A 26,030-nucleotide genomic window follows, 5' to 3' on the forward strand; every position below is an offset into this window, starting at 1 on the left:
ATTGCATGCGGTTGTAAAAATAGCCTTTCACAAAGGATAAAAAGGCTAATGGAGAAAATTTTGCGCATTTTGTAATGAAGAATTCCTTTTTGAAGCAATAGTGTACCAAAACGCTGAGCTTTACCTACAAATCTTACTAGCCGGATTACAGCGCTTCGCGAATTTTCTTAGGTAGTGAGTCGACTATCAGCTGGTAACTATCATCTGTCCACTTAAACAACAGATGTTCAGGGACCTGCCCCCTGGTATGCACTGTATTCCAGTGCTTTTTGCTCATATGATACCCGGGCATTACAGCGTCTGGAAACTCTTCCCGTAACTTAACAGCCTCTTCCGGGTCACACTTAAGGTTTATGCTTTCAAATTGCTCAATATCCGTGAGTGAAAACATTTTGCCGCCTACCTTGAACACGAGCACATCCGGGCCGAAGGGTGTACTTTCTGTCACACCAGGCTTGGAGAGGCAGTACTCACGGTATGATTCTATATCCACTGCAAAATGTTTAGAAGGCGTGTTTAATGACCATATAGATCATCCCAGCCAAAAACATGAGAATACTGATCTTGTTAATGCCATGCATCATCCGAAGGTTAATATTTGGCTTAGGCTGTCCTTCGGGTGTCTTTTTAAAAACCCTGAAAAAATATGAGAACATGTCCCCTATCTTAAAATAGTCTTTAACAGAGTTTTGAGCACCTTTTTGAACGTCGTCTTTTTTGCCTGATTCCATAGTACTAATGAATAGGTCCCGGAAATAAATTACCCCCACCAAAGGAGGGGGTTTTCAATGGTTATTACCCCCAAAGGGGGATAGTCAGTTATCGAATAGCGGGATATCTATATCCCCATCCTCTTTCTTATCTTCCTTCTCCTGATACTTAACATACCGCTTTATCTTTTCTTCATCTATGCCTACCGTACTTACAAAATAGCCTCGTGACCAAAAATGATTGCCCCAATAGGGTTTTCTGCGAAGACTCTTGAAGTTCTTAAACATCATGATCGCTGTCTTACCCTTGAGAATACCCATGAAGTCTGATACACTAAGTTTCGGAGGTATACTACATACCAAATGAACGTGATCTGGCTGAATGTTCAACTCTTCTACCTTGACCTCCTTCCATTCACATATCGTCTTTATCTTATTCTCCAACGTATCTGCAACAATATCACGAAGTATACGGTGGCGGTACTTCGGGGTCCATACTACATGATAGACACAATAGTAAAAGCTATGCGATAGCTTACGATACTTGCTCATTCCACAATATACCCCTACTGGCATAGCCCTCAAACATGACCACCGTCTAAGACGGTGGTTTTAATTCGATTAATAAATTTTTCGCTTCGCGCAAAGAACATCGTCACGCCATTTCGGGTTCGATCCAGCGGCCATCCTCCCGAATTATTTCGATCAGTTCATCAACCGCTTTAGCAGAGGGTACGGACCGTTTGATAACCTCCTGCCCTTTGTACAGAGTGATCTTGCCTTTACCACTGCCTACATAACCGTAGTCCGCATCAGCCATCTCACCCGGACCGTTCACTATACAGCCCATTATTCCGATTTTCACCCCTTTCAGGTGGTCCGTCCGTTTCCTGATCATTGCAGTGGTTTCCTGCAGATCAAATAAGGTACGACCACAACTGGGACAGGAAATGTACTCCGTTTTTGTCATGCGTGTGCGCGCCGCCTGCAATATACCAAAGGCCGTATTATTATACATTTTTATAGCCTCAAGTAAAGATTCTCTTTTCCTCTCCTTAAGATTAGTGGTGCCAAACATGACGCCGTCACCCATGCCATCAATCAGCAGACCTCCTGTATCGGTGGCAGCATATATCTGAAATTCGTCAGGTGACAGGTCCGGGAAATCCCTTAAAATGACCACGGGAGTATCCAGGTTTTCATCTATCAGCCGGAAAAAGAACCGCCTCATTGCCGGCATAGCATGCGTATTAGTGGTGTGCAGAAGCACCACCAGCGTCAGGTCCTCTCTCAGCCTTGCAGCGATGGCATCAGACCACTCGTCATCTTGTATTTTCAGGACATTGATCTCACGATGACGCTCCCCCTCTTCCAGTAACTGGCCGGCAGTAAGTACAGGTATCTTGTTCTCTTTATCATCAGCCATCAGCCATACATCATAGTCTAGCCATTCTTTCAGGCCATTGGGTAACATCCACTGCACGGGCTGTGAGCCACTATAGATGTAATCAGCCCCCAAGTCATTCATTCGCCATTTGTCCGGCTCAGGCAGGTAAAAATGACCTATGGATTTGAAGTCTTTATACTCAGGGTTATTAATCCGCGAAATATCAGCTACCACCCGGGGCACCTGGTTTCCTCCGATAGCCCCCACCTCAAGGGTATGCCGGCGGGTATAAGCATACGGGTCCACAGGACTCTGGACCACAGGCTCTATACCATCATGACCTGGGCGGTGTGCATAGCGGTTCACCATTATAGCTGCTACCGGTGCCTCCTCTTCCGGCTCTTCCGTAAGAGACACCCGTACGGTATCTCCCAGACCATCTTCCAGTAACGTACCTATACCCACCGCACTTTTAATCCGCCCATCTTCCCCTTCACCGGCTTCTGTTACTCCAAGATGCAAGGGATAAGGCTGAAGCCCTTCTTCATGCAGTTTCTGCACCAAAAGACGATAGGCTTGTACCATCACCTGTGGGTTGCTAGACTTCATGCTCAGGACGATGTCATAATACTCCAGGTCTTCACAAATGCGAAGGAATTCTAATGCTGACTCTACCATACCAAGGGGCGTATCGCCATAGCGGCTCATGATTCGGTCACTCAACGAGCCGTGATTAGTTCCTATGCGCATGGCCGTGCCATGGGCTTTACACAGTTCTACAAGGGGCGTAAATTTTTCACGGATGCGTTGCAACTCAGCTTCATAGGCTTCATCCGTATAGTCGATTGTTTCGAATTTTTTCTTATCAGCATAGTTCCCCGGATTAATTCGCACCTTTTCCACGATACGGGCAGCCAGTTCCGCTGCATTTGGGGTGAAATGGATATCTGCGACAAGGGGAACCTTATACCCTCTTTGTCTAAGGCCATTACGGATCTCCTCAAGGTTCTGGGCCTCCTTAATACTTGGAGCGGTGATACGTACATACTCGCAGCCAGCCTCTACCATCCGAATCGTCTGCTCGATACTGCCTTCCGTATCCATCGTATCCACAGTGGTCATAGACTGAATACGCACGGGATTATCTCCTCCCAGGGGTACGCCGCCGATATTTACTTCGCGCGTGGTTCGTCGCTTATATTCTGTCAGACTACCACAGTATTCTCTGGCCGGGTTGACCTGCTCACTTATCATTGTCATTCCTACTGTTTATTCCCATTCAATAACTGCCGGGGAAGGGCAAAGTTATGCCCGATCATTCACACAAATATATTGAAAGCCATCCTTTCCAAACAGTTTGTATACTAATAATTTATATATCAATTGCAGAATCAACCTGGGTAGCACCTATCTTCCTTGAATAAAAGTTTATACATTTGAGGCACCCAGACTATTACTTGAACCAAATAAGATGGAAAAAAGAACACTCATACCAGGCATACTATGTCTGGTGATGATGCTTGGAAGCCTGTCAGCATTCGCCCAGTTTTATGTGGAAGCAGGCGTAACAGGCACTGATGCAGTAGAAGATGAGTACACTGCTCATATTAAGCCCGATATAGGGATAGTCATGCATGCCGGTGCGGCATTTGACCTGGCTAAGAACCTCAAAGGACAAGGTGGATTAGGCTTCAGCACCCTAAACTTTTCGCAGAGTTTTTCAGGCGGCTCCTATTCATCACACATTGTGACTATGGACCTGCCACTTAGTCTCAGATACCGCATTGCAAACCCAATAGAATTCAGCGGTGGTATTCAGCTTAGTTTCCCCTCCGGCCTTTCTGTACTAGGAAATTCTTATGAGGATGAGATGAAAGGCCTGGCTCTGTTTTACATGGCTGGCTTAGACTTTCATATTCACAAGGATATAAGTATTACTGTGAACGGACTGCTGGGATCAGGAGACCTTTTTACTTATCAGGATGTGGATGAGTATGGTGAAATCAGCTCAGTAGAAACACTCAGGCTGAGTAGCCTTCGTATCAGTTTAAAGATCAACCTGGCACACTTTGACTAATGAAAAAGACATTACCTATACTCGCACTCATTTACTTTCTGTTCACTGCATGTGAAGAGGCATATTATCCTGATCCACTGCAACCCTGGACCCCGGCCTATACCACCGAAGGGGTTAATACAGCCGGAGCAAAGATTAATGGCCAGAGGTGGATCACTAATTCCGATTGCAATTTCGTGAACGGATGTAATACGGAAATGGACATAAGAGCTTACTCGGCAAATAGAGAGGCAAACCTGCCTGATAGCACTGTGATCCGGTTTATTGGAGCGGATAATAGCATCATAAGCTTCAATTTTTCAGATATGCTTGTCACCAGTCCGGATGACTTATTGGCACTGGAAGGTACAGAGTATACCCTGGGGAGCAGCCAGGTCATTGGAACATATCAGGAATCTCCTTTTGAAGAATTAGCCTGTCTGCCCCAAAGTCAGACAGGTAAACTTTTCATCAGATATGTTCAGGAAAAAATAACTAACAACCGCCGGACGGTGATCTTCTCTGGCACATTTGGTTTTGACTACCTGAGCAATGAATGTGGGGAAGTCTCTGTTCACAGCGGGCGATTTGACTTTAAAGTTTACCCGGACAACATATTTCTGGAACCCAGATAAAGGTATTTTTTAACAGATATAGCAAAAGCTCTCCTAATGCGTTAAACAAATATGCTTCTGTACACCTTCATTATGTGTCCGGTATAAGGGACTTTTTTTTAGACTATATGATCAGAAGATTTTTTTACGGGTGGCTGGCCATGGCCTCTGCCTGGATTATTTGTACTTGCCTGTACGTACTTATCATCGTACAGGCAGTCAAGCTTTTTATGGACCTTGCCAGTATTGACTCTCAGGAGTTAGGAATTCGATTCGATATTTTCCTGACCACTGAATCGCTGATTATGCAGGCTGCCCTGTTTGGCCTTTTCTTTGGCACCCTTTTCTTCTTTATAAATATCTTTTTCGACCGGTCAATAATAAATAAGCAAGCCTTCGGTCGAATACTGCTCATCAAAAGTCTTCTATATTTTGTAGCACTGGTTCTGGTCACACTATTCGTCAGCACCCTTATGAAATCTGTAGGGTATTACCCTCAATACATTACCCTCGTAGCCTCCACAGAAAGTCTGTTACAGTACTTTTTTCTGGGAGTAGCTCCTTTCTTTACTATTCTCATCCTGCTGATGAACCTTTTAATGCTGGTGACCAGAAAGTTCGGAATCGGCCTGCTACTCTCATTATTTACTGGAAAATATCATCAGCCTATCTCTGAAGAGCGCATATTCATGTTTATCGATCTGCGTAGCAGCACTACCTACGCCGAACAGCTGGGGCACATTCGCTATAGTAAATTGATCCAGGATTGCTTTTTTGTGCTGAATGAGATCGTTGACAAATATCACGGTACGATCTACCAGTATGTAGGTGATGAGGCGGTAGTTACATGGCCTGTGAAACATGGCCTTAGAAAAGCCCGCTGCCTGGAAATGTTCTTCGCTTATGTCAATAAAATCAAGTCCAGGTCGCCCAAATACCTGGATCGGTTCGGGCTGGTGCCTGAATTTAAAGCTGGCGCACACATTGGAACTGTAACGGCTGCCGAAGTTGGAGACATAAAGCGGGAGATCGCCTACCATGGTGACACACTCAACACGGCTGCCAGGGTACAGTCATTGTGCAACTCCTACCAGTCTGAACTATTAGTTACAAAGGACCTCCTGGAGCGTATCGTTTTACCCAAAGAGCTAAAAGCCCGCCCGATGGGTAAAACTGAGCTCAAGGGAAAGCTGAATATGGTGGAAATCTATGCCCTTTATCAAAGTGACAAGCCAGGTCAGATTATCGAGCAAAGCCAACCCAAAATATATCGCCCCGATGAGGTGTGACAGTATCAGATGTCTCCCAATTGAGGCCTTATAATGATCTCCTCTACCACAGAGCGGGGAGACATAGTATAGGCAGAAAATATAGCCTCAGCCACATCTTCAGCTTTCATGAACCGTTCTTCGGGCAAATCAACCCCTTCCCAACTGGCCGTAAGGGTAGCCCCGGGCATTACAGAAGATACCCTGACGTTGTGCTCTTTAAGCTCCTCACGCAGCACCCGGCTCATGCCCAGCATAGCATGCTTGGTGATAGCATAGGATCCGCCGTTTGCATAAGCTACTATGCTGGCAATACTGCATACATTAAAAATATAGCCCTTCTTTCTTCGGCGCATCTCCTTACCGATAGCTTGCGACATATGAAAGGCACTATAAACATTGGTATCCATCATTTTTGACAGATTACTAAAGTCCTCATCAAGCACTCCGCCGGGGGTAAAAAATCCTGTATTATTAACAAGCACATCCACCGGGCGATCCAGCGTCTTCAGATAGCTAATAAATGTATTTACCTCAGACTGTACAGACATATCGGTAGGATGATAGAAAACCTCGCTTTCATACTCTGCTTCTATTTCCTTTTTCAACTTTTTAAGGTCTTTTTCCGTACGGGCACAGGTTGCCACATCAAACCCATGCTCTGCAAATAACCTGATTACTGCACGGCCTATGCCTTTTGTGCCACTAGTGACCACTATCAGTTTTTTCATGAATGGACTGGTTTGTCTGAAAATTTCCGAAATATACGTATTCACCTAACCAAAGCAGAAAGTCCCCGTTTATTTTGATGTTAAGGAAAGGCCGGCGTGGTATATTAATTTTTTTTTGTTTTGATTGCGTAATTTAGCCCCGGTAAACGATCGCACACTGCATCATACTTGAAGGACCGCACATGCATAGCATAGGGAAGTATTTTATTTTTATAAGCAATTTATTTGTTAACCGAGAGTCGCCCCGCGTCTACATTCGACTTATTATTGATGAATGTATTAAGATCGGAGTTAACTCAATATTCATTGTTGTCATCATCTCCACTTTTATAGGTGCGGTTACCGCCATACAGACAGCCTATAACCTGGTCAGCCCCTTGATTCAGGACTGGGTAATAGGCCTTATCGTCAGAGATATGACCATACTGGAGCTTGCGCCGACTATTACGGCCATTGTTTTTGCCGGCAAGGTAGGGTCTAACCTGGCTGGTGAGCTCGGTACCATGCGAATTACCGAGCAGGTGGATGCACTGGAAGTAATGGGTATAAATAGTGTGACCTACCTGGTCTTACCCAAGATAATCGCATCAGTACTCATGTACCCCTTGTTAGTCATACTAGCCATGTTTCTAAGCATTTATGGTGGTTTTCTAGCAGGCACACTCACTGGTGTTATCACCGAAAATGAATACATTTATGGCATACGGGCTGACTTTAACGAATACACTGTTACGTTTGCCATGATCAAGAGCCTGGTATTTGCCTTTCTTGTAGCCTCTATTTCTTCTTATAAGGGATTTTACACCACAGGCGGAGCCCTGGAGGTAGGACAGTCCAGCACCAAAGCAGTGACCAATAGCTGTATTGCCATTCTTTGTGCTGACTACCTTCTTTCTCAATTACTACTGTAAGCCTATCATTTCATGATCAAAATAGAAGACATAACGAAAAGCTTTAGTGGCAAGGAAGTACTAAAGGGCATAAGCGGTGAGTTTAAGAAGGGTGTGGTCAACCAGATCATTGGCGCCAGTGGTACCGGTAAGAGTGTGCTGCTGAAGTGCATCGTGGGACTGATTCCCCCTGACTCAGGGCACGTATATTATAATGATCGCAACTTCACTAAAGCCGATCGTGATCTGAAAGTGGAAATTCGCCGGGAGATAGGGATGCTTTTTCAGGGTAGTGCACTTTTCGATTCAAAAACGGTAGAGCAAAATGTGATGTTTCCACTGGACATTCTCACAACCATGAGTAAGGATGATAAGCTGGAACGCGTAAACTTTGTCCTACAGCGCGTTGGCCTGGAGAATGTCAATAAAAAAATGCCCAGTGAGATTAGCGGAGGTATGAAAAAGCGGGTGGGTATAGCCCGCGCCATCGTCAATGAAGATGTAAACTACCTATTTTGTGATGAGCCTAACTCCGGCCTCGACCCGCAGACAAGTATCGTAATCGATGAGCTTATTGCCGAAATTACCAAAGAGCTGGATGTGACCACCGTTGTAGTTACTCATGACATGAATTCTGTAATGGGCTGGGGAGAACATATCATATTTTTGGCTAATGGCCATAAGGTATGGGAGGGTAGCAAGGAGCAGATCATGTTTAGTGATGTGGAAGAGCTTAACAACTTTGTCTTTGCCAGTAAAGTGATGCAAGCTCTGAAAAACTCACCTAACTTTGATCCCAAGGAAACATGAACCAGACCCTTGCCTTATACCAGGTAGATGCATTTACTTCCTCACTTTTTGGTGGTAATCCGGCTGCGGTGGTACCACTGCAGGAATGGCCTTCAGATAAGTTGCTACAGCAGATTGCCAGGGAAAATAACCTTAGCGAAACAGCATTCATTGTAGCAGAAGGCGACGGCTATGGCCTTAGGTGGTTTACTCCTGCTGTTGAAGTAGACCTCTGCGGCCACGCTACCCTTGCCACAGCTCATGTCCTTTTCAGGCATCTTGATTTCAATAAGGAGAGGATCATCTTTCAGACCCGAAGTGGCCAATTGCAGGTAAGCCGTGAGAGGGACCTGTATGTGATGGACTTTCCGGCTGACAAACCTAAAAGCTACGATGCCAGGCTGCTGCCGGAAAACCTGATGGGTTCAGAGCCGGAAGCAGTATATGACGCCCGCTACCTGATGACAATATATCCTCATCAGGCATCACTGGAAAACCTTAGGCCAGACTTTCGCACCATGGCCTCCCTGCCCTGGCTGGGAGTGATTGCCACCGCTCCTGCAGACTCTCCGGATCTTGACTTTGTAAGCAGGTTCTTTTGCCCTAAAGCTGGAATAGACGAAGATCCTGTAACAGGGTCAGCCCACACTATCCTTACCCCCTACTGGGCTGAAAGACTTAATAAAAATGCACTCTATGCCAAGCAAATAAGCCATAGAGAAGGCAACCTCCTGTGTACTCTTAATCATGACCGGGTACTCTTAAAAGGCCAGGCTGTCACATATCTTAAGGGAGAAATAAGTATTCCTCAGATAGCGGAAAAGACTTATTAATTCCTGAATTTTAGTAACTTTTCCGTCACTTTTCTTTTTATTTTATCAACTATGGTATTCCGTATTCTTGTCCGGGTTCTTGCCGTGGCCCCATTTGTATTCTTTGCGTGTAAACCAGGCCAGATGAGCCGCTCCACCTCCAACCAGGAGATGGCGGCCAGGCAGGACTCCATTGCACGAATGGATAGTATACGCATAGCCGATTCGCTCGCCGTGGTACAGCGTAAAATTGATTCCCTCGCCTGGGAAAAGAATGCCGTTGCTATAGATGCCTACCGGCTGCTAAAAGATACCGTAACCCTGATTGGTGTGGGAGACATTATGATGGGCACTAACTTTCCCTCCGAGCAATACCTGCCCGGAGAAAACCTGCTGAAACCTGTCAATAGTATCCTGCAGGATGCAGATGTCACATTTGGCAATCATGAAGGGGTTATATTAAATGAAGGCGGTGACCCCAAGCGTTGTAGTGACCCTGATCTGTGCTATATATTCCGTACGCCAATATCCTACGCCCCCTATCTGACAGAGGCCGGATTCGATGTTATGAGCCTGGCTAATAACCATGCCGGTGACTTCGGGCAACCCGGTCGTGAGAGTAGCATGAAAACACTTGATAGTCTGGGCATATACCATGCAGGCCAGCTACAAAGGCCTTATGTTACGTTTGAACAGGATGGCATGCGATATGGATTTGCTGCCTTTTCACCTAATACCGGTACCGTAAGCATAAATGATCTCGACGGGGCGATAGATATTATTAAGCATCTGGATTCTATCTCAGATATTGTAATAGTATCATTTCATGGAGGAGCAGAAGGCAATAAATACGAGCATATTACAAGAGAAAGAGAATACTTCTATGGTGAGAACAGGGGAAACGTATATGAATTTGCCCATACACTAATAGACAACGGGGCAGATGTGATATTCGGTCATGGCCCTCATGTCACACGGGCTGTAGAGGTGTACAATGATAGATTTATCGCCTATAGTCTTGGTAATTTCCTCACTTATGGACGTTTTAACCTCCGGGGTGTTAATGGCATAGCGCCTATCGTAAAAGTCTTTACAGATGGAAACGGAAAATTTTATAAAGCTAAGGTAACGAGCATTATCCAACGTGGGGCAGGTGGTCCGGTTGTAGATACACAGGATCGTGCATGGAAAAAACTTAAAGAACTTACACAAGAGGATTTTCCAGAGGTACCCCTGTATTTTGAAGAGGGGGGTGTAATTACCTATATTAAACAATAAATAGACGGCAGGTGCCCTACAAAGAGAAAGAAATAGAAAAGAAGTACTACACCATCGGCGAAGTGGCCGATATTTTCGGTGTAGCCACCTCACTCATCCGCTTCTGGGAGAGTGAATTCGATACTATTCGCCCGAAAAAGAATCGGAAAGGTAACCGCCAGTTTACTAAGGAAGACATTGAAAGCATACGGCTCATTTATCATCTAGTAAAAGAAAAGGGCTTTACCTTACAAGGAGCAAAAGACATGCTTAAAAACAACGTGGGAAAAGTTAAAGACCGGATGGAACTGATAGAATCCCTCGAAAAGGTAAAAGGCTTTCTTGTAGATCTTCGTAAAAAACTCCCCTAACCTCTCTCTTTCTCTCCTTACACACATGTTACAGCCAGCTAACGTCCATGAGGTCGCCCTGACTCTTGTGCCCGGTCTTGGACCAAGACTTATCCGCCAGCTACTTAGCTATGCCGGTTCAGCAGAAAATGTGTTTGCACTGCCGGTAGCTAAACTCATAAAAGTGCCAGGAATAGGCAGGCAAACAGCCGAAAATATACTAAAATATAAGAATACCAGCCTCGCAGAGGAAGTGCTGGAAAAGGCAGAAAAAAACGAAACCAGTGTACTGCCATTTACACATCCTTCCTACCCTTTGCAGCTCAGGCAAATTCCGGATTTTCCACCCCTACTCTACACCCGGGGAGACGGGGCATTGGATTTCAGCCGGTCTGTGGCTATAGTTGGTACCCGCCATGCCACAGCTTATGGCAAGTCTGTAGCTGAGGAGTTGGTGGAGGCACTAGTGCCTTACAGCCCGGTGATTGTCAGTGGGTTGGCATATGGTATTGATATTGCCGCACACAAGGCGTCTCTGAAATATGGCCTACCTACCTACGGCGTACTGGCTTCAGGTACAGACATTATCTACCCCGCTGTCCATAAGCAGATAGCAAGAGATATGCTAACCAGTGGCGGACTGTTATCCGAAAATCCTCCCGGAACAAAACCTGATGCTCATCGCTTTCCAGCCCGAAACCGGATTATCGCAGGGTTGGCACAGGTCATAGTTGTGGTAGAGGCTGCAAAGAGAGGCGGGGCATTGATTACTGCACGGCTCGGCCAGGACTACAACAGAGAAGTACTTGCTGTACCGGGAAATATAGGGCAGGTTTATTCAGAAGGCTGCCATAAACTAATCAGAGAAAATGTAGCAGGTATATGCACCTGTGCCGAAGACATAGTAAATCAGCTTGGATGGCTCCATTCCGGTAGTGAAACCACTCAGGCAGTAACCCTGGATCTCAGTAATTTTAATGAGAAGGAACAAAAGGTCATCACATTATTATCGGAAAATAAATTTGAGATGGACCTGGATGACCTGTGTGTAAGAACTAAAATGCGCGTGAGCGAGATGGCTTCAGTATTATTAAGTCTCGAATTGCAGGGACTCGTTTCTCCACTTCCGGGAAGAAGGTACCGCCTGAAACTGGCCATTACCGGCACCGCCCAGACCTCACTATTTGTATGATTATAGATCAGACAGTGGAGGAACTGTCAGTGCTGATACGTCCCAGCCTGCAAGATTGGCCCCTGCCTGATACGCGCTCTCTAAAAAATCAAGCAGAGCCTGCCGGGGGTCTGCTTCTGCCCGCAGATCATCATACATTAGCAGAGCCATAGGACTTCCATTACTATCCTGCCATGATGCCTGGCCAGGTTGCAGTGGCTGCTTGTCCAGCCCATCCGGTGAAGGATATGTATAACTATAAAATGCCGGTGAGCGAACCTCTTCGTCACCAGCCCAAAAACCAAAGCTTATATTTTCATGAGAATAGGCAGCTTTATCAGAAATCCTTGCTTCAGCAAGCATAGCAGGAGCTCTTTTTCCTGAAAAACGGGTAACAGCCAGGTCCATATGATGCCAATAGATATGCACCGGGCATGTCTTTCCATAAAACCTGCCACTGAACTCTTTAAACACATCTGTGACCCAAAGCATAATTTTCCAAAATCGGGTCACATACTCCTTCTGATACGAACGATATTCATTTATTTCAGAAAAAGGCTTTTTAACAGGAAGGTCATATGGTCGGTCCTGAATAGTAGCTTTTATTCCTAGATTGTCAAGACTTCTGAAAAAGGCATGATAAAATTCGGCCACACTTAATTCGACCTTTAAGGGAAACGCTTCACTACCGGCCCAACTCGTATTGATCCCCAACTGATGATCGATAACATTAAATATAACCTCGAAAGCTTCCCCATTGTATGGAATAGTTCCGGTAGTGAAGCCCTTGGATGAAGCATAAAGTGTAATAAACCACCAATGATTTTTACGAGGCATCAATGCCATCCTTACTTTCCCTACAATTCGAAAATAAAGGTGTAAGGTCATCTTGCTCTCTTCCCACTCCCCTAAGGGTAGTTCTGGTAGAGCGTAGGCGGTCTTATTCATTTGTTGTTTAGTGATGATTACACTAAATAAAGTTTATGAAATCATTTTTGTCTTTTCTAACTTTAGTTTTTTTAGCATAAACATCATCTTCTGCACGATACCCTATAGTTACCAATACCACCGGTAATTTGTCCTCATGTTCCGATAGTAACGGCCTGAGCTTCTCCTTGTTAAAACCTTCCATAGGACATGTATCAACTCTGTGCATAGCCGCTGCATGAAGCATGAAGCCCATAGCAATATAGGCTTGTCGTGCGGCCCACCCTTGTTTTTCCATTGCACTAAGGGGTTCGAGGGTATTTTTTATTGTTGTACTGAATGGCGCGAGTGATTCTAACCTCACCCCTCTCGTTTCAGCAATCCTTTGAATATAATCGTCAACCAGAGTGGCATCGATGTGCTCATCCACACTAAATATCACCAACTCCGAAGCCTGTAAAATCTGAGGTTGGGGACAAGCTTCATTATAAATTCTCTGCCTTATTTCGTAATCCTTAACCACTGTCAGGCTAAAAGGCTGCAGACCATAGCTGGTTGGTGCCATACGTGCAGCGTCCAGTAAGAGTTCCAGCGTTTCAGCTTCCAGCTTTTCTTCCGGGTCAAACTTCTTTGTGGCATATCTCCATTCCAGTGATTCCACCAGTGTCTGACTAAGGGTAATAGTCTTCATATTAAATTATATGTACGTACATTTTTACTTATCAAACTGACTTTCCAGTACAAGGGTTACACTGGATTTGGTAATTAGCTGGCAAATACATTTTCAATTGCCATTTAGACACTAAATCATTTAAGAGTTTTCAAGATAACTACCTGATTGTTTGATCTTGAAGTAAAGAATTAAGCACTAAATCATTTTTTTACAATTTTTTTACTTTTTCAACACACTTTATACCTGCTTAAAAAGTAACCCATTACGGAAAGCATTTTTTTAATTATCCTTTAGACTCTGTTTGGAGTTCTCTCGCAATACCTTTGTAAAGTGCTGTGCTGTAGAATTTTAATTAACAAATAGATAATCAGATTAGACACCCTGCTTTTGAGACTGGTTTCCATGGTACAACACGCACTTTGAGTTAAAGAACGCTGATACCACTCTGGTATAGTTCATTAACCTCCCCCCCACTTCGATGTAATTTGAGAAGGTATTTTTTGACTAATTCCTGGAAATAAATCACTCATATTTGCCTCACAACTATTCAAAAATACTAATAACTACGTTATGCTTAAACGTTTACTCTTATTAGGTCTGGTTTTGCTGCCGTTGCTGTCGGTAGCCCAGAACATAGACCGGGAAAACTTCAGCGTGAAGTACCTGAGGCTTCCTAAGGCACCTTTACCTGAAAATGTAAAGACTTATAATAAGAAGATTTACATTCCCTCTTTATCCTCAGGCCAGGACAGATCCAGCATTGAAAGCAGCGTGAAGAACGCCATGGAATTGCACGGCTACGAAGAAGTGGAAAGTGACGGTGATGTGAACATCTATGTTTCACTGGGAACTTTTGGCTATCAGAACAGAAAGTTTAATAGCGAAAAGAAAGAAACTAAAAACAAGGAAGGCAAAGTGACCACCTACTACGAGTACTGGTATACATTTGAATACAAGTATCCGGTACGTTTGGTCATAGAAGATAAAGCAAACGGCACTGAGCTGTACAATGGTTTTATCTCTAATAGCCAGGACTATTCGTCAGCTTCTACAGACAGAGTAAGAAAGTCTGATCAACTGAGCAATGAGTGGAATAGCACAGTTAATAAAATGAGGTCGGACCTGCTCAGCAGGCACCTGGGCACTATCAGTGGCTATATTTCTGATGAATACGGATTTACTCCAAGCACCCAGTATGTACAGCTTCGTAAAATCAAGAAGTTCAAGAAATTTGATTACGAAGGATTAAACAAGGCTTGCGAAGATACTGAAACAGCCCTGTCTAACATGGAGCCCACTATGGACTACCTGACGGATGACCTGAAAGCTACCCTGGAAGCTTCCCTGGCCGTATGGGAGAAAGAACTGAGCGAAGCCGACTATAGTGAAAAGAAAGCTCGCATAAATGAAAAAGTGGCAAGCGTTCTACTTAATAATATTGCCGTAGCTAACTATTGGCTGGCTCGCTTTGATAAGGTGAGCGAGGTGATTGAAAAAGCGGATGGCCTTAAGAGTGATGGCTGGACAAACTCCATGAAAAGAGACATGGAAGACCTGATGGCCCGCCGTGAAGCAAACGGACTTTAATTAAAATCTTATTTACTAATAATTCATTTCTATAGACATGAGGAAATTACTTACAATGATGTTGCTGCCAATGCTTGTTTTTGTGGCAGCTTGTGGAAGCAGTGAAGACGAGGAGCCACTACCTGCAAATGAGATCAGTGATACAGAAGGTGTAAGCATTGTTCTTGAGTGGAGTACCGGAGGAAGCAACACGCAGTCATTGGATGACGTGGATCTGGATATGGTGCTTATGAAAGGAACTACGGAAGTAGACGAATCTTCAAGAATATCATCATTTGAAGACGTTACCTTAGAGCCTATCTTCGCTGATGGCGAATACTCAGTAGATCTTGAGTATTACAGTGGATCTGTTAATGTATCCTTTACGGTATACGTTATCGGTATCAACTCAAGCAGAACGCTGGAATATACTGGAAGCTTCTCTGCTGACGAGGGAGGAAATGCTTCATGGCCTGGTTTCCTTACCATTACAAAAACCGGAGACACCTACTCTGTACAGCGTTAATTCGCAGTAACAGGAAATACATTAAGCCCTTTGCCCCTTCGGCAGAGGGCTTTTTTTGCTTAAAGCGACCCCCAAGTGAATAATCTTTACTTCATTTCCGTTAGCTAGAATAGGAAACTAAGAGGCCTGTTTTGAAAGAAAATCACTATGATATTCTCGGACTAACACCGAAAGCAAATGAGCACGCTATTAAAAAAGCATACCGTAGCCTTGCAAGAAAACACCACCCTGACGTAAATAGTGGATCTGAAGAGGCAGAGGAGCGGTTTAAAAAGATTACGGCAGCCTATTATGTCCTTTCTGACCCGGCTAAACGCCTGATATATGACCTGCAGTTACTTAACGAATTAGTGCAGACAGACACTCCGCTCAGGAGGGAGAAGCAACGGCATCATACAAATTATCGCCGAAGACACCACTCATACCATAAGCCCAAGACTCCACATGGCACAACTCAAAGATATAATCACTTTGTGGTGTGGGCTATAGTATTAGGGGTCATGACTATTACGTTTCTCTTTGTACAGGCATTGTTAAGCTACCAGAATGAAATGGCCTATAAGAAGGCTATAATAGAAAGGAAAAATGGAAAACCTGAACAGGCCCTTAGGACGCTTATCCAGATGGAAGAGAATAGTAGTGGGCTAAAAGCATCTCAATACTTGCTGGCGGCACGTATAAGTTTATATGACCTGAATGACATACCGCTTGCCGGAAGCTTTGCAACCAAAGGGGTAGCCGCAGAACCTGACCAGAAAGAGAGGTCTGACCTCCTTTTTATAAGGGCTAAAAATGAAATGTTTGAGGGGCGGATTTCCGACTCTTACCAAACTTTTGAGTATGCTTATAATAAAGGGGGCGGGCCGGATAGCGCTCTATATGCGATGGCCGAAATCAAAACGCTTATTCAAAAAGATTACTTTACTGGATTGACTCTGGCTGACGAACTATTAAAAAAATCGAGCGGCTTTCATCATGCTTTATTTCTGAAAGCGTACGGTTATTATAAGCTTAATGACCTCGATGAGGCCCATACCTTCATCAACCTTTTCCTGGAGAGAGTGCCTCGGTCAGGGATAGGATATTACCTCTCTGCCAGAATTATGTCTGCGCGAAGCGATGACACAGGTACAGTTTGTAATCTCCTGAAGAAAGCAGCAGAAAACGGCTATAAGGTAGTGGATTCAGACCTCAGCCTCAGCCATAATTGTCCATAATAGAAAAAGCCTGCCATCCGGCAAGCCTTCAATATTGTCCGGATAAACAGTACTTAGTTACCCGTAAAGCATTTCTGATTACAGCGTTCTTTAATTACCTCATATGCCTTAAGGTCTCCTAACTCTCCTGCTTTACTCAGATCCAGGCACCCGGCCTCCAACTGGCCGTGCTCAATAAGAAGTAGCCCGCGCAGGTAAAATGCATCAACATTCTTAGGATTGATTTCGATAATCTTTGAGCAATCATTGATAGCATCAGAGTAAGCCTCCAACTGATGCTTTGCCTGCCCTCTTTTGTAGTATGCCTCTACATGATTTTCATTTAAATTAATCACTTCAGAATAATCAGAGATTGCACCGTAGTAGTCTTGCAGGCTATATTTTAGATTTCCTCTTTCAAAATACCCCTCTGTAAAAGTAGGATTGAGCTCAAGGCTTTCATTAAAATCCTTCATTGCTCCATGATTATCGCCAAAGTGGGCTTTGATTACTCCACGCAGGTAATATGCCTTAAAGTAAGACTTATCTAAGTCAATTGCTTTATTCAGATTGACTAAAGCTTCCATGTAATTTTTTTCTGCATAAAGCGTGATCCCTTTTTTAACCAACTCATCAGGAGTGGATTCGGCAAGGACCGTCAGGCTATAGCTCAGTTGAAAAAACACAGTCAGAAGTAACAAACGAGATACTTTCATATACGACCACTTTTTTAATTCCATGATTTTCAGACACTTAACAAAAACACTTATACTCACTATCCGCAAACCGAAGGAGTGTATGCCTTTATTATATGTTAAGAAAATAAAACCTTATTAAAGTTGGAATAGCACGATCGCCTGATGTCCAGCAGCAATGCAATGAAACCTCACCCTTTTTAATGCTGTTTCAACATTATAATAAATTACTGAAAAACTTTACCGGATGCCTGAATTGCCTTATTCATCAATTCAGTATCAATAGATGCTGGTAATGCTTTCTGTGACTCAAGAAAACGAATGATCTTCTCAGTAGCCATATTGCCAGTGAGGTCATCCTTTGCCATGGGGCAGCCGCCGTACCCCCGAATAGCGCCGTCAAACCGCCGGCACCCTGACTCATATGCTGCGCTAAGTTTATCCATGGCCGTTTCCGGAGTAGAGTGCAGGTGGGCGCCAAATTCCACATCCGGGTAGGCGTGAGTAAGGTTAGAAAACAAGAACTTAATCGTTTCAGGCTGTGAGCTACCTATAGTATCCGCAAGAGAGATTATCTTTATATCCATCTCCTTAAGCTTACTTACAAACTCCAGTACTACCTCCTTATCATAAGGATCACCATAAGGATTGCCAAACCCCATGCTGATATAGGTAACAAGCACCTTATTATTTTGAATACAGATATCCTGGATTTCTTCAAGTTGCTCTAAAGCCTGGTTAATTGACTTATTAGTGTTTCGCTGCTGAAAAGTTTCCGAAATACTGAGAGGAAAGCCAAGGTAAAGGATTTCTGCAAAGCGAGCAGCATCCTGAGCCCCACGCACATTAGCTACAATGGCCAACAACCTTGAAGTGGTATCACGAAGGTCAAGGTTTGAAAGGACTGCGGCCGTGTCACGCATTTGAGGAATAGCCTTAGGAGAAACAAAGCTACCGAAGTCAATGGTATCAAAGCCAACCTTAAGTAGGGTATTGATATACTCAGCTTTCACTTCGGTAGGAATAAATTCGCTTATTCCCTGCATAGCATCACGGGGGCACTCGATTATTTTCATACCCTAATGTTAGTAAAATTACACCGCACAAAAAAAGCCACCCGGAATGACGGGTCTCATGAATAAGTTTGGCCTGGGGAAGCCCTCACCCATTTTTAGGAATCTAACAAAGTGGTTGACTAACAATTCAATAAGGCTTACTAAGGATTTTACCAGAGAAAAAAGTTCTTTACCTGTAACTCCTTCAGCTAAAACCTCTTTCTCTACATATTAATATAAAAAAAGCCTATCCGCAGGACAGGCTATAAGTCAAACAATCAACATCTTACATACAACAACGCAGGCCTTTATCTAGGCCTCCCCCTGTAATTTACCACAAAAAATATAGCTGTGGCATTCCAAATCACCCTAAGAGGTAACATGGCAGAAAAGATAGCACGTGATATTTCTTATCTTAGTTAAGCCTATAGGTGACTTACCTAAAATTGGAATTTGTTCGATGATTTTAGATGGAATGTTATGGGTGAGAACACACCGTTGATCCACAAGGATAGACCCCTGTAGGATCTTTTTTACCCCATAGGAAGGTGAATTCTGTCATAAAGCTCTCGACCTTTAACGCATCTAATGCTAATTTCTTGGGTTCCATATCGATTAAAATTTACTCTTAATTTAATCATTTCAGGTTAAAAAGAATGACATAATTCATATAATTTTTAACTATATAAATAAATCAAAACATCCAAATACCTGTAAAGCAACCCAGTGGTTCAGCAAAAAACATTCAACAAACACAACTAACAGACACACAGACAAATAAGATATTTTAATAAGCGCCAAAATAGATAGCTGAAAAAAACATGCCAAGAGGTCTTTTTTCATCAACAAATTATGACTTAACACTAAAAAGCCGCCTGCCAATGGCAGACGACTTTTGCTCGCCGACTAATTTTTTCCTGGTGTTTTCATTTTTAAGTTCAGGTCCTGGGCCATATTGGCGGTAGCTATGTTTATAAAATCCAGCGAATTGGGGGTACCCTTACCACTTCCTCCGCTTCCGGATATGTAGGTAGCGGGCACCAGGCTGGTTCCTTTTATAGCCTCTGCATACGCCGCGTGAACCTTCTCGTAGGTCTTCAGCTTCAGTTCCAATGCCCCATCAGCTTCCATCACCTTACGCTTCTGATATGCTTCGGCATCTGCCAGTACCTTTGTCTCCTGAGCCTTTAACCTTGCCGATTCAAGTTCCAGCTTACGCTTATCCACCGTGATTTGCTCACGCTTCATTTCAGTCTCGATGGTAATAAGCGTCATAATCTGTTCTTTCTCCATATCTACTTTAATCTTGGCCTTCTGGGCTTCTCCCTGAGCAATGATTCGCTGCTTCTCATACTCCGCCTGTTTGGCTTTTTCCTTCTCAATGCTTGCCTGGGCGGCAGCATCTCTCTGCTTCCCCAGCATTTCCTTAAAGCGGGTCTCCGGATTCACATCTTCTACAGTAGCCTGAGCTACTATGATATTATAATCCGACACAGGATGTTTTTTACGCATGATCTTGCCGTCAGCAGAGCGTTTTTTACTTACTTCATACCTAACCATCGTACGATTTTCAATTGTGCGCATTTTATTTACTGCCGCAATGGTATCTGTACCCGTTTCCTTCATTTCTCTGGCAACAAGTATGTACATGCCATTCTCCAGTTGATCCAGTACAGCAGACTCAAGCTCCCCTCCCCTACCGGCTATATATTCCTGGGCTGAAATAAGCCTGGCGGAGTTTTTAGCAACTTCCATACAGGCAGGGATAAGAGAACTGTTGACTAAATTATCCTGTGTTCTGAACTCACTGGCCATTTTTAGAAAAACAACCTCTGATTCAGGCATTCTAAACCTGGCCGAAAGACTTATATTTGCCTTTACCGCATCGTTAAATCGTACAGGGATAGCGTTACGCATACCACTGTATACATTCTCATCCTGTGCCTGCTCTTCCGCTGAGCGAAATTTCACCGTCACAACTTTTTTAAATGGAACGGCCTGCCCCCAGAATTTGAAGTGTAAGCCCGGTTGAAGTTCAGCTATCTGAGTTCCCGTAGGGTACTGGACCAGGTAACTATATCCCGGCTCGGAGTAAAAGAGCAGGCCGTTTGCCGAGAAAAAGAAAACTCCGGCAAGAAAAAATACACCGGAAGTTTTCCATGGCAATTTGCGGGCTTGATTTCTACCAAGGATGAGTAACCCAATAGAAATGGCCAAAGCAATACAACCAAAAGTAATCATCCATGCATTCATATTTATATAGGTTAAGGGTGTGTTTATTTAGGATTAAAAAGGCGGCTGGCACTCGCCAACCTACCTTTCTCAGTTTCACCGGTTCAGGGTGTCAAAAGCTTTACATTATTTTGTAATAGCTTTACTATTATATACGAGAGTATAATTTTTATTGTTGCAAGTTTTACAAACTTTTTTTATTAATAATACTTCGATGACAGAACATCATTTGGACTTTTGAGTCAAATTCAGAATATTAAAAACCACATGAAAATACTAGTTATCACTGAAAATGAGATAGTTAAATCAATAATCATAGTGAATCAGAAAATTGCACTCTGTCAGGTAAAAAAAATAGCCGCCCGCTGCTTGCGGACGGCTATTTGATGAGAGTGCTATATTAAAGTACTAGAAGAGCTCTTTCGCAACTCTGAGGATGGTATCTGACTTACCCATGCTATAGTAATGCAGGACAGGTACACCAAACTCCATCAGTTCCTTGCTCTGCTGTATGGCCCATTCCACCCCTACCTGCTTGACCTGCGCATTGTCTTTACATTTTTCTACCTCATCGGACAGCGCTTCAGGGATATCAATGTGAAATATACTAGGCAAAACGTTGATGTGGCGCTTTGTCGTTATGGGCTTCAGACCAGGAATAATAGGCACCGTAATACCCTGCTCTCTGCAGTCCTTTACAAAAGAGAAAAATTTTTGATTGTCGAAAAACATCTGGGTCACGATATAGTCTGCGCCCATTTCTATCTTCTTCTTAAGCCAGCGAAGATCAGATCTAATGTTGGGGGCCTCAAAATGCTTTTCCGGATAGCCTGCCACTCCTATACAAAAATCGGTGTGGGTCGCATTTTCAAGGCTATCATCAAGGTATAGCCCTTCATTCATATTGTGGACCTGCTCGAGCAGCTCGGTAGCATAGTGATGCCCGTCCGGCTCAGGCACAAATCGTCCCTCTGTCTTTATTGGGTCTCCCCTGAGTACAAGCACATTATTAATTCCCAGAAAATGCAGATCGATAAGGGCATTTTCCGTTTCTTCCTTCGTAAACCCCCCACAGATAATATGAGGCACAGGCTCTACTTCATATCTGTTTTTGATGGCAGAGCAAATGCCTACTGTACCAGGGCGTTTTCGAATGGCTTTCTTTTCCAGAAGCCCATTTTCCCTTTTTTTATAAACATATTCTTCCCGGTGGTATGTCACATCAATAAATGGTGGCTTGAACTCCATCAAGGGATCGATGTGATTAAAGATATTCTGGATGTTCTCACCTTTAAGGGGAGGCAATATCTCAAATGAAAAGAGAGTTTTATCTCCCTTATTCTTTATGCATTCGGTGACCTTCATTCCTTTTTTCTCCTGTTTGGTCTCTTGTTCAGGTTGTCGTGGCTTTTTCAGGGATACTTGTGTCATAATTCAGGTTAGGTGAAAGCCAGCGTTCTAACTCTTCGGTGAGGATACCCTTACGGAAGGCGATATCTTCTACCTGATCTTTGGCTATTTTTCCAAGTCCAAAATATCTAGATTGAGGGTGTGCATAATACAGTCCGCTCACACTTGAAGCCGGGTACATGGCCAGGTTTTCAGTTAGCGATATCCCGGCCTCCTCTTCTGCATTCAGTAAATTAAACAAGGTCACTTTTTCCGTATGGTCGGGACAACCCGGATAACCCGGGGCAGGTCGTATACCCCTGTATTTCTCTCTGATAAGGTCGTCGTTTTCCAGCTTTTCATCGCTGGCATATCCCCATAGCTCTTTTCGAACCCTGGCGTGCATAAGCTCAGCAAAGGCTTCGGCCAACCTGTCAGCAAGGGCCTTCACCATGATGGCATTATAGTCATCATGATCAGCCTCAAACTTTTCAACCCACTTCTCTATACCTATACCCGCCGTAACTGCAAACCCTCCAATGTAGTCACCAAGACCGGATTCGAGAGGGGCGACAAAGTCAGAGAAGGCCATATTAGGTACACCGGAGGCTTTTTTTCCTTGCTGTCTTAACGTATGGAAACGGGTAAGCTCTCTGGTTCGCTCATCATCTTCGTACACAATGATAGTATCGTGCTCTTCAGTATTGGCCGGATAGAACCCCACAACAGCCCTTGCTTCCAGCCACTTTTCATCAATAATACGCTGAAGCATACCCTGAGCATCATCAAATAGCTTTCTGGCCTCCGTACCTACGTTTCCGTCGTCAAATATTTTAGGGTATCTGCCTTTAAGCTCCCATGTATGAAAGAACGGTGTCCAGTCGATATACCTGGCTATCTCCTCTAAAGGGTAGTTCTTAAAGGTTTTATTACCCAGTAAATTCGGTTTGGAGATGTCAGCAGGATCCCATTCTATTTTCACCTTATTACTACGGGCTTCCTCAATAGGGATGTATTTCTTCTCTTTGCCACGGTTTTTATGCCCTTCGCGCAGGCGTTCGTATTCGTCACGAATGTTAGCCGTGTACTCGCCTTTATTCTTACCAAGCAGACTGTTAGCTACAGTAACACTTCTGGAAGCATCCGCTACATGTATCACCGGATGGCCATACTCAGGCGCTAACTTCACCGCTGTATGTATACGTGAGGTAGTAGCCCCTCCGATCAGCAGCGGGGTGTCCATTCCTCTGGCCTGCATTTCGCGTGCTACATATACCATTTCATCAAGAGAGGGTGTAATAAGACCACTTAGGCCAATAATATCCACTTCATTCTTTTCGGCCTCTTCCAAAATCCGCTCAAGCGAAACCATAACGCCCAGGTCGATCACCTCATAGTTATTACAGGCGAGCACCACACCTACAATATTTTTACCAATATCATGTACATCCCCCTTTACCGTAGCCATTAGAATACGGCCAGCATTCCGGGAAGCATCCGCATTCTTCTTTTTCTCTTCTTCGAGAAAAGGTAACAGATAGGCCACCGCCTTTTTCATCACACGCGCAGACTTCACTACCTGGGGCAGAAACATTTTACCGGCGCCAAATAGATCTCCTACTACGTTCATCCCAGCCATCAAAGGACCCTCAATGACCTCTAGGGGCTTATCTGCCTTTTGCCTTGCTTCTTCCGTGTCCTGTTCGATGTACTCAACAATACCTTTTACAAGCGAGTGAGAAAGTCTCTCTTCCACAGGTGCCTGGCGCCAGGCGTCATCCTTTACTTTAGCTTTACCGCCCTGCCCCCGGATACTCTCGGCATGTTCTATAAGCTGCTCGGTAGCTTCAGCGTGCTTATTTAATAATACATCTTCCACTTTGCGGAGCAGATCCTTATCTATTTCTTCATAGACTTCGATCATACCCGCATTTACTATGCCCATATCCATCCCTGCCTTAATAGCATGGTATAGAAATGCAGAATGCATAGCCTCACGCACGATATCGTTTCCTCGAAATGAGAAAGAGATATTACTAACACCCCCACTAACCAAGGCATGGGGAAGGTTATTTTTGATCCACTCTACGGTACGTATATAGTCTACTGCATAATTATTATGCTCCTCTATCCCCGTAGCGACTGTCAGAATATTAGGATCAAAAATGATATCTTCCGGAGGAAAGCCAACTTTTTCCGTCAGGATGCGGTAGCTTCGCTCACAAATTTCAATACGTCTTTCATAATTGTCCGCCTGGCCTTGTTCATCAAAAGCCATAACAATTACCGCAGCACCATATTTCCTTACCAGGCGAGCAAGCTGAATGAACTTCTCCTCACCTTCTTTCAGACTAATAGAGTTTACGATCGATTTACCCTGAACGCATTTCAGCCCCTCCTCTATTACCGTCCACTTGGAAGAGTCTATCATAATAGGCAGGCGCGCAATGTCAGGCTCTGACATCATCAGGTGTAGAAAAGTAGTCATAACCTGCTCAGAGTCAAGCATGCCTTCATCCATGTTGACATCAATGACCTGGGCCCCACCTTCTACCTGGTTAACCGCTACAGATAGTGCTTCCTCGTAGTTCTCTTCTTTTACAAGTCTGGCAAACTTCCGTGATCCGGTCACATTGGTACGTTCCCCAACATTGATAAAATTAGTCTCAGGCCTCACTACCAGGGGCTCAAGCCCACTGAATCGGGTTCGCACAGGCTGCTTAGGAATAACTCTTGGTGAATACTTGGCAGCTACATCAGCTATGGCCCTGATATGATCCGGTGTAGTACCGCAGCACCCCCCGATAATGTTTATAAGGCCCTCAGATAGAAAGCTCTCAATGGTGGCTGCCATTGCCTCAGGGGACTCATCGTATTCGCCAAACTCATTTGGCAGGCCCGCATTTGGGTGGGCGCTTATGTAAGTATTAGATACACGGCTTAGCTCCTTAATATATTGCTTAAGCTGCTTGGCTCCCAATGCGCAGTTGAGACCAACGCTAAGCAGGGGCATATGGCTGATCGATATCCAAAAAGCCTCAGTGGTCTGTCCCGACAGAGTTCTCCCGCTGGCATCGGTAATAGTACCTGACACCATAGTAGGGATTACTTTACCGGTCGCATCGCAATAGTCACTAATGGCAAATAGCGCTGCTTTGCAGTTGAGGGTATCAAAAACAGTCTCTACCAGGAATATATCAGCCCCCCCTTCTGCCAGCCCCTTCACTTGCTCGTAGTAGGCTACGCGGAGATCATCGAAGGTTACCGCTCGGTAACCGGGATTATTCACATCCGGAGAAATACTGGCAGTGCGGTTTGTAGGACCTATTGAACCTGCCACAAACCTGGGTTTGGATGGGTCTTTAGCCGTAAACTCTTCGGCTACTTCTTTAGCAATTTTTGCCGATTGATAATTGAGGTCATACACGGCCTCCTCAAGTTTATAATCTGCCTGTGCGATACTGGTTCCACTAAAGGTATTAGTCTCCAGAATATCCGCACCAGCCTCGAGGTACTCAGCATGTATTGCTCTGATAATATCCGGTCGGGTTAAAGAAAGAAGGTCGTTATTGCCTTTGAGGTCAAAAGTATGATCCTTAAACCTTTCTCCTCTAAAATCTTCCTCGGTAAGTTTGTACCGTTGGATCATGGTACCCATGGCTCCGTCGAGCACAAGAATACGGTCCTTAATAACTGAAAAAATGGGTGCGCTCATTGGCTAAAATTTTCACATTTG

25 protein-coding genes are annotated in these 26,030 nt (G+C 44.2%); 12 read left to right on the forward strand and 13 right to left on the reverse strand.

The annotated features are described in order from the left end of the window. Positions 1-145: 145 nt before the first annotated feature. The 4 genes from AB9P05_RS23355 to ispG all read right to left on the reverse strand — a co-directional run bounded on the left by AB9P05_RS23355 (position 146) and on the right by ispG (position 3,357). The gene (locus tag AB9P05_RS23355) at positions 146-493 is read right to left on the reverse strand and encodes an MmcQ/YjbR family DNA-binding protein (protein WP_371911260.1); all 348 of its coding nucleotides are present in this window, start codon (positions 491-493) and stop codon (positions 146-148) included. Between the two features lie 10 nt (positions 494-503). Continuing rightward, positions 504-731 carry a DUF6728 family protein gene (locus AB9P05_RS23360; protein ID WP_371911261.1) on the reverse strand — a complete coding sequence of 76 codons (228 nt, stop codon included), beginning with the start codon at positions 729-731 and terminating at the stop codon, positions 504-506. An 84-nt stretch (positions 732-815) separates the two neighbouring features. Then, entirely contained in the window at positions 816-1,262 is a 447-nt protein-coding gene (gene tnpA / locus AB9P05_RS23365; protein ID WP_371906921.1) for an IS200/IS605 family transposase, read from the reverse strand. Between the two features lie 103 nt (positions 1,263-1,365). Continuing rightward, positions 1,366-3,357 (reverse strand): (E)-4-hydroxy-3-methylbut-2-enyl-diphosphate synthase, encoded by a 1,992-nt coding sequence (gene ispG, locus AB9P05_RS23370; RefSeq protein WP_371911262.1) that lies wholly within the window; start codon positions 3,355-3,357, stop codon positions 1,366-1,368. A gap of 211 nt (positions 3,358-3,568) precedes the next feature. Here ispG and AB9P05_RS23375 point away from each other — a divergent pair, with 211 nt between their 5' ends. From AB9P05_RS23375 to AB9P05_RS23385, 3 genes are all read left to right on the forward strand, one after another. Continuing rightward, a complete protein-coding gene (locus AB9P05_RS23375) occupies positions 3,569-4,174 on the forward strand; it encodes an outer membrane beta-barrel protein (RefSeq protein WP_371911263.1) in 606 nt (201 codons plus the stop codon). Beyond that, positions 4,174-4,788, forward strand: coding sequence for a hypothetical protein (locus AB9P05_RS23380; protein ID WP_371911264.1), 615 nt, complete (start codon positions 4,174-4,176; stop codon positions 4,786-4,788). Before AB9P05_RS23375 ends, AB9P05_RS23380 begins: the two co-directional genes overlap by 1 nt. A gap of 107 nt (positions 4,789-4,895) precedes the next feature. Next, the gene (locus tag AB9P05_RS23385) at positions 4,896-6,056 is read left to right on the forward strand and encodes an adenylate/guanylate cyclase domain-containing protein (RefSeq protein ID WP_371911265.1); all 1,161 of its coding nucleotides are present in this window, start codon (positions 4,896-4,898) and stop codon (positions 6,054-6,056) included. A 5-nt stretch (positions 6,057-6,061) separates the two neighbouring features. Here the strand turns inward: AB9P05_RS23385 and AB9P05_RS23390 are convergent, their stop codons facing one another. Next, positions 6,062-6,766, reverse strand: coding sequence for an SDR family oxidoreductase (locus AB9P05_RS23390; RefSeq protein ID WP_371911266.1), 705 nt, complete (start codon positions 6,764-6,766; stop codon positions 6,062-6,064). Positions 6,767-6,948: 182 nt separating this feature from the next. On the opposite strand from AB9P05_RS23390, the gene AB9P05_RS23395 reads away from it, so the two are divergent. From AB9P05_RS23395 to dprA, 6 genes are read left to right on the forward strand one after another with little or no spacing between them, the layout of a single operon-like run. Next, positions 6,949-7,677 carry an MlaE family ABC transporter permease gene (locus AB9P05_RS23395; protein WP_371911267.1) on the forward strand — a complete coding sequence of 243 codons (729 nt, stop codon included), beginning with the start codon at positions 6,949-6,951 and terminating at the stop codon, positions 7,675-7,677. Positions 7,678-7,689: 12 nt separating this feature from the next. Further along, on the forward strand, positions 7,690-8,466 hold the full coding sequence (locus AB9P05_RS23400) for an ABC transporter ATP-binding protein (protein WP_371911268.1): 777 nt from the start codon (positions 7,690-7,692) through the stop codon (positions 8,464-8,466). Next, positions 8,463-9,278, forward strand: coding sequence for a PhzF family phenazine biosynthesis protein (locus AB9P05_RS23405; protein ID WP_371911269.1), 816 nt, complete (start codon positions 8,463-8,465; stop codon positions 9,276-9,278). Before AB9P05_RS23400 ends, AB9P05_RS23405 begins: the two co-directional genes overlap by 4 nt. Positions 9,279-9,329: 51 nt before the next feature. Next, the gene (locus tag AB9P05_RS23410) at positions 9,330-10,535 is read left to right on the forward strand and encodes a CapA family protein (protein WP_371911270.1); all 1,206 of its coding nucleotides are present in this window, start codon (positions 9,330-9,332) and stop codon (positions 10,533-10,535) included. Between the two features lie 11 nt (positions 10,536-10,546). Continuing rightward, complete coding sequence (locus AB9P05_RS23415) at positions 10,547-10,885, forward strand: MerR family transcriptional regulator (RefSeq protein WP_371911271.1); 339 nt, start codon at positions 10,547-10,549, stop codon at positions 10,883-10,885. 25 nt (positions 10,886-10,910) lie between these two features. Continuing rightward, positions 10,911-12,056: a DNA-processing protein DprA gene (dprA, locus tag AB9P05_RS23420; RefSeq protein WP_371911272.1), complete on the forward strand. Its 1,146-nt coding sequence runs from the start codon at positions 10,911-10,913 to the stop codon at positions 12,054-12,056. On the opposite strand, the gene AB9P05_RS23425 is transcribed toward dprA, so the two are convergent. Both AB9P05_RS23425 and AB9P05_RS23430 read right to left on the reverse strand, forming a co-directional pair. Then, complete coding sequence (locus AB9P05_RS23425) at positions 12,057-12,983, reverse strand: DUF5996 family protein (RefSeq protein ID WP_371911273.1); 927 nt, start codon at positions 12,981-12,983, stop codon at positions 12,057-12,059. Positions 12,984-13,005: 22 nt separating this feature from the next. Then, positions 13,006-13,653 carry a nitroreductase family protein gene (locus tag AB9P05_RS23430; protein ID WP_371911274.1) on the reverse strand — a complete coding sequence of 216 codons (648 nt, stop codon included), beginning with the start codon at positions 13,651-13,653 and terminating at the stop codon, positions 13,006-13,008. A 552-nt stretch (positions 13,654-14,205) separates the two neighbouring features. On the opposite strand from AB9P05_RS23430, the gene AB9P05_RS23435 reads away from it, so the two are divergent. The 3 genes from AB9P05_RS23435 (at position 14,206) to AB9P05_RS23445 (ending at position 16,944) form a co-directional block, all read left to right on the forward strand. Continuing rightward, a complete protein-coding gene (locus AB9P05_RS23435) occupies positions 14,206-15,222 on the forward strand; it encodes a hypothetical protein (protein WP_371911275.1) in 1,017 nt (338 codons plus the stop codon). A gap of 37 nt (positions 15,223-15,259) precedes the next feature. Beyond that, the gene (locus AB9P05_RS23440; RefSeq protein WP_371911276.1) at positions 15,260-15,727 is read left to right on the forward strand and encodes a hypothetical protein; all 468 of its coding nucleotides are present in this window, start codon (positions 15,260-15,262) and stop codon (positions 15,725-15,727) included. A gap of 131 nt (positions 15,728-15,858) precedes the next feature. Beyond that, positions 15,859-16,944 carry a DnaJ domain-containing protein gene (locus AB9P05_RS23445; RefSeq protein ID WP_371911277.1) on the forward strand — a complete coding sequence of 362 codons (1,086 nt, stop codon included), beginning with the start codon at positions 15,859-15,861 and terminating at the stop codon, positions 16,942-16,944. A 53-nt stretch (positions 16,945-16,997) separates the two neighbouring features. Here AB9P05_RS23445 and AB9P05_RS23450 read toward each other — a convergent pair whose 3' ends face one another. The 6 genes from AB9P05_RS23450 to metH form a co-directional block, all read right to left on the reverse strand. After that, the gene (locus AB9P05_RS23450; protein WP_371911278.1) at positions 16,998-17,639 is read right to left on the reverse strand and encodes a tetratricopeptide repeat protein; all 642 of its coding nucleotides are present in this window, start codon (positions 17,637-17,639) and stop codon (positions 16,998-17,000) included. A gap of 206 nt (positions 17,640-17,845) precedes the next feature. Further along, entirely contained in the window at positions 17,846-18,694 is an 849-nt protein-coding gene (locus AB9P05_RS23455) for a hydroxymethylglutaryl-CoA lyase (protein ID WP_371911279.1), read from the reverse strand. 457 nt (positions 18,695-19,151) lie between these two features. Beyond that, positions 19,152-19,283, reverse strand: a complete 132-nt coding sequence (locus AB9P05_RS23460; protein ID WP_371911280.1) for a pinensin family lanthipeptide — start codon at positions 19,281-19,283, stop codon at positions 19,152-19,154. Between the two features lie 296 nt (positions 19,284-19,579). Then, positions 19,580-20,926 (reverse strand): SPFH domain-containing protein, encoded by a 1,347-nt coding sequence (locus tag AB9P05_RS23465; protein ID WP_371911281.1) that lies wholly within the window; start codon positions 20,924-20,926, stop codon positions 19,580-19,582. 387 nt (positions 20,927-21,313) lie between these two features. Beyond that, entirely contained in the window at positions 21,314-22,270 is a 957-nt protein-coding gene (gene metF / locus AB9P05_RS23470; RefSeq protein WP_371911380.1) for a methylenetetrahydrofolate reductase [NAD(P)H], read from the reverse strand. 28 nt (positions 22,271-22,298) lie between these two features. Beyond that, positions 22,299-26,009: a methionine synthase gene (gene metH, locus AB9P05_RS23475; RefSeq protein WP_371911282.1), complete on the reverse strand. Its 3,711-nt coding sequence runs from the start codon at positions 26,007-26,009 to the stop codon at positions 22,299-22,301. Positions 26,010-26,030 lie beyond the last annotated feature (21 nt).

The organism is Roseivirga sp. BDSF3-8 (genome assembly GCF_041449215.1).
Classification (GTDB): Bacteria; Bacteroidota; Bacteroidia; order Cytophagales; family Cyclobacteriaceae; genus JBGNFV01.